The sequence below is a fragment of the Mycobacterium sp. genome (assembly GCF_035603715.1).
In the GTDB taxonomy this organism is placed as follows: Bacteria; Actinomycetota; Actinomycetes; order Mycobacteriales; family Mycobacteriaceae; genus Mycobacterium.
This window is the reverse complement of the sequence record NZ_DATNJW010000005.1, coordinates 1-4,278: the sequence shown is the minus strand read 5'-3', so window position 1 is coordinate 4,278 and position 4,278 is coordinate 1. Positions and strand designations below refer to the sequence as shown.

4 protein-coding genes are annotated in these 4,278 nt (G+C 67.3%); 3 read left to right on the top strand and 1 reads right to left on the bottom strand.

What is annotated here, in order from left to right; genetic code table 11:
• From VN856_RS00115 to VN856_RS00105, 3 genes are all read left to right on the top strand, one after another.
• A partial coding sequence (locus VN856_RS00115) for a beta-ketoacyl synthase N-terminal-like domain-containing protein (RefSeq protein ID WP_325685106.1) occupies positions 1 to 2,077 on the top strand: 2,077 nt, incomplete at its 5' end.
• 21 nt (positions 2,078 to 2,098) lie between these two features.
• On the top strand, positions 2,099 to 2,491 hold the full coding sequence (locus tag VN856_RS00110) for a holo-ACP synthase (RefSeq protein WP_325685105.1): 393 nt from the start codon (positions 2,099 to 2,101) through the stop codon (positions 2,489 to 2,491).
• Between the two features lie 186 nt (positions 2,492 to 2,677).
• The gene (locus VN856_RS00105; RefSeq protein WP_325685104.1) at positions 2,678 to 4,003 is read left to right on the top strand and encodes a dipeptidase; all 1,326 of its coding nucleotides are present in this window, start codon (positions 2,678 to 2,680) and stop codon (positions 4,001 to 4,003) included.
• 25 nt (positions 4,004 to 4,028) lie between these two features.
• On the opposite strand, the gene VN856_RS00100 is transcribed toward VN856_RS00105, so the two are convergent.
• On the bottom strand, positions 4,029 to 4,278 hold a 250-nt coding region (locus tag VN856_RS00100), incomplete at its 5' end, for a VOC family protein (protein ID WP_325685103.1).

Below are 4,278 nucleotides of genomic sequence, written 5' to 3'. Positions count from 1 at the left end.
CGGTGATGTCGAGCTGGACATGGCCGAGCTGGCCGCCAAGGCCCGCGAGGAGGTGGCCACCGAAGCTGCCGTTGACGAAGAGATTGCCGACGAGGGGACCATCGCCGCACTGCCCTCGCCGCCACGCGGTTTCAGCCCGGCCCCGCCGCCGGTCTGGGCCGACCTCGACGTCGACCCGTCCGAGTTGGTGGTCATCGTCGGCGGCGCCGAACTCGGCCCGTACGGCTCGTCGCGGACTCGCTTCGAGATGGAGGTCGACAACGAACTGTCGGCCGCCGGTGTGCTCGAATTGGCCTGGACTACAGGTCTGATCAAGTGGGAGGACGACCCGACGCCGGGCTGGTATGACACCGAGTCCGGCGACCTGATCGACGAGGCCGAGTTGGTCGAGCGTTATCACGACATCGTGGTAGAACGCGTCGGCATCCGTGAATTCGTCGACGACGGTGCGATCGATCCCGATCACGCGTCGCCACTCATGGTGAGCGTCTTCCTGGACAAAGACTTCACGTTCGTCGTCTCATCGGAGGCCGACGCCCGTGGGTTCGCCCAGTTCGACGCCGAGCACACCGTGGTCCAGCCGGTCCCGGGCTCCACCGACTGGCAGGTTACCCGTAAGGCGGGCACCGAGATTCGTGTGCCACGCAAGACCAAGCTGTCGCGGACGGTCGGCGCGCAGATCCCCACCGGATTCGACCCGACGGTGTTCGGTATCAGCCAAGACATGGCCAGCTCGGTCGACCGGGTGGCGCTGTGGAACATCGTGGCGACCGTCGACGCGTTCCTGTCGTCGGGCTTCACTCCGACCGAGCTGATGCGATGGGTGCACCCGGGCTTGGTGGCCAGCACGCAGGGAACCGGCATGGGTGGCATGACGTCGATGCAGACCATGTATCACGGCAACCTGCTCGGCCGGAACAAGCCGAACGACATCCTGCAAGAAGTGCTGCCCAACGTCGTTGCCGCACATGTGATTCAGTCGTATGTCGGTAGCTATGGCGCGATGATCCACCCGGTTGGCGCGTGCGCCACCGCGGCGGTCTCGGTCGAGGAGGGTGCGGACAAGATCCGGCTCGGCAAGGCCGAACTGGTGGTCACCGGTGGGTTCGACGACCTGACGCTGGAGGCGATCATCGGCTTCGGTGACATGGCCGCGACCGCCGACACCAGCATGATGCGCGGCAGGGGCATTGCGGACTCGAAGTTCTCCCGGCCCAACGACCGGCGCCGGCTCGGGTTCCTGGAAGCTCAGGGCGGCGGCACCATCCTGCTGGCCCGCGGCGACCTCGCGCTCAAGATGGGTCTGCCGGTGCTGGCAGTGGTTGGCTACGCGCAGTCCTTCGCCGACGGTGTGCACACCTCGATCCCGGCCCCGGGCCTGGGCGCGCTGGGTGCCGGACGTGGGGGCAAGGATTCGCCGCTGGCGCGGTCGCTGGCCAAGCTGGGCGTCGGCGCTGACGACGTCGCGGTGATCTCCAAGCACGACACCTCGACGTTGGCCAACGACCCCAACGAGACCGAACTGCATGAGCGGCTGGCCGATTCGATGGGTCGCTCCGACGGTGCCCCGCTGTTCATCGTGTCGCAGAAGAGCCTCACCGGGCACGCCAAGGGCGGCGCGGCGGTCTTCCAGATGATGGGCCTGTGCCAGATCCTGCGCGACGGGGTCATCCCGCCCAATCGCAGCCTGGATTGCGTCGACGACGAACTCGCGGACTCCGCGCACTTCGTCTGGGTGCGCGACACGCTGCGCCTCGGCGAGAAGTTCCCGCTGAAGGCCGGGCTGGTGACCAGCCTCGGGTTCGGCCACGTCTCCGGTCTGGTCGCGTTGGTGCACCCGGAGGCCTTCATGGCGACGCTGGACGCCGAACAGCGCGCGGATTACCTGCGTAGGGCAGACGCACGTCTGCTGGCCGGACAGCGACGACTGGCGTCGGCGATCGCCGGCGGCCCCGCACTGTACGAGCGGCCCGCCGACCGTCGCTTCGACCATGAGGTGTCCGAGAAGCGGCAGGAAGCGTCGATGTTGCTCGACGCGAACGCGCGATTGGGCGACGACGACGTCTACCGCCAGTGAGCATCCGATAGGTTCGCAGAAATGAGCATTGTCGGAGTGGGGATAGACCTTGTCTCCATTGCTGAGTTCGCCGAGCAGGTCGACCAGCCCGGAACGGTTTTCGCCGAGACCTTCACCCCAGGTGAGCGGCGTGACGCGTCGGACAAGAGTTCGTCGGCCGCACGACACCTGGCGGCGCGGTGGGCGGCCAAGGAAGCGGTGATCAAGGCCTGGTCCGGATCGCGGTTCTCCCAACGGCCGGTGTTGCGCGAGGACATCCATCGCGACATCGAGGTCGTCACCGATATGTGGGGCCGGCCGCGGGTGCGGTTGACCGGCGATATCGCCAAGCACCTGAAGGACGTGACGATCCACGTGTCGTTGACGCACGAAGCCGACACCGCTGCCGCGGTGGCCATTCTCGAAGCGCCGTAGCTCCTTCTCATCCGTCACACGGAGTCGGGCACATGGCGATTTGCCCACCTCCGAGCGACAACTCGGCCGCTCTACCGCCTTGTCGCTGAGAGGTGGGCACGAAGGCCGCCGCCACCTCAAGTGACCCGTGTGGCGGATGGTGCCTCAGCGTCTCGCGTCGAGCGCAGCCCGACTAGCCTCGAGGCCATGAGCGATCTGGTCGAACGAGTGCGCCAGGTGTTGCCTTCGGTACGCGACGATCTGGAGAACCTGGTCCGTATCCAGTCGGTGTGGGCTGACCCCGCTCGCCGCGACCAGGTGCATCGCAGTGCCCGATTGACTGCAGACCTGTTGTCGCAGGCAGGTTTTGGTGATGTGCAGATCGTCAGCGAGGGCGGTGCGCCAGCCGTGATCGCGCGACATCCCGCGCCGCCCGGTGCGCCGACCGTGCTGCTGTATGCCCACCACGATGTGCAGCCCGAGGGCGATCCTGCGCAGTGGGCGTCGCCGCCGTTCGAGCCGACCGAACGCAACGGCCGACTGTACGGGCGCGGCAGCGCCGACGACAAGGCCGGTATTGCAACGCATTTGGCGGCGTTTCGGGCGCACGGCGGCAATCCTCCGGTCGGGGTGACGGTGTTCGTCGAAGGCGAGGAGGAGTCCGGTTCACCGTCGCTGGGCAGGCTGCTGGCCACCCACCGTGACGCGTTGGCCGCCGATGTGATCGTGATCGCCGATTCGGACAACTGGAGCACCGATGTCCCGGCGTTGACGGTATCGCTGCGCGGGTTGGCCGACTGCGTGGTCGAGGTCGCCACGCTGGATCACGGCCTGCACTCCGGCCTATGGGGTGGTGTGGTGCCCGACGCGCTAATGGTGCTGGCGCGCCTGCTGGCCAGCCTGCACGACGACGACGGCAACGTCGCGGTGGCCGGCCTGCACGAAAGCACAGCTGCGGCAGTGGATTACCCGCACGAGCGGGTGCGTGCGGAATCGGGCCTGCTGGACGGGGTAAGCGAAATCGGCTCCGGTTCGGTGCCGCAGCGGTTGTGGGCCAAGCCGGCGATCACCGTGATCGGCATCGACACCACGTCCATCGCCGCATCGTCGAACACGCTGATCCCGCGCGCTCGCGCCAAGGTCAGCATGCGGGTAGCCCCAGGCGGCGACGCGGCCGCACACTTGGATGTGCTGCGCGCCCACCTGGAGCACCACGCTCCCTGGGGTGCCCGCGTGACGGTGACCGTCGGTGACGTCGGCCAGCCCTACGCCATCCACGCCGCCGGCCCGGTCTACGACGCCGCCCGGGCGGCGTTCCGGCAAGCCTGGGGGACCGAGCCGATCGACATGGGGATGGGCGGTTCGATCCCGTTCATCGCCGAATTCGCCGCCGCTTTCCCGAAGTCGGCAATCCTCGTCACCGGTGTGGAGGATCCGGCGACGCAGGCGCACAGCATCAACGAGAGCCTGGATCTCGGCGTGCTGGAGCGCGCCGCGACCGCCGAGGCGCTACTGCTGGCGAATCTGGGTTGATCGGGACCGGACAAGCCGACAACATTTACCCGTCTTCGGTGCGGTGCGCGATCTGAAAGACGTTGCCGAACGGGTCGCGGACCATGGCCCGCCGGTCGCCGTACGGTGTGTTGAACGGCGACTCCAGACTCATCGCTCCCGCGTTGACGGCTCGGTTATAGGCCAGGTCCGCATCGTCGACGTACACGTAGAGGAAAGCCGGGAACGGTTCGCGCTCGGAGGCTGAGGTCACCATGACAAGAGAGTCACCGATGCGTACCTCCGTCGGCCGCTCG

Bases quoted from the DNA above. Each gene is read 5' to 3' on its own strand.
- VN856_RS00110 (WP_325685105.1), top strand. From the start codon at position 2,099: ATGAGCATTGTCGGAGTGGGGATAGACCTTGTCTCCATTGCTGAGTTC.
- VN856_RS00105 (WP_325685104.1), top strand. From the start codon at position 2,678: ATGAGCGATCTGGTCGAACGAGTGCGCCAGGTGTTGCCTTCGGTACGC.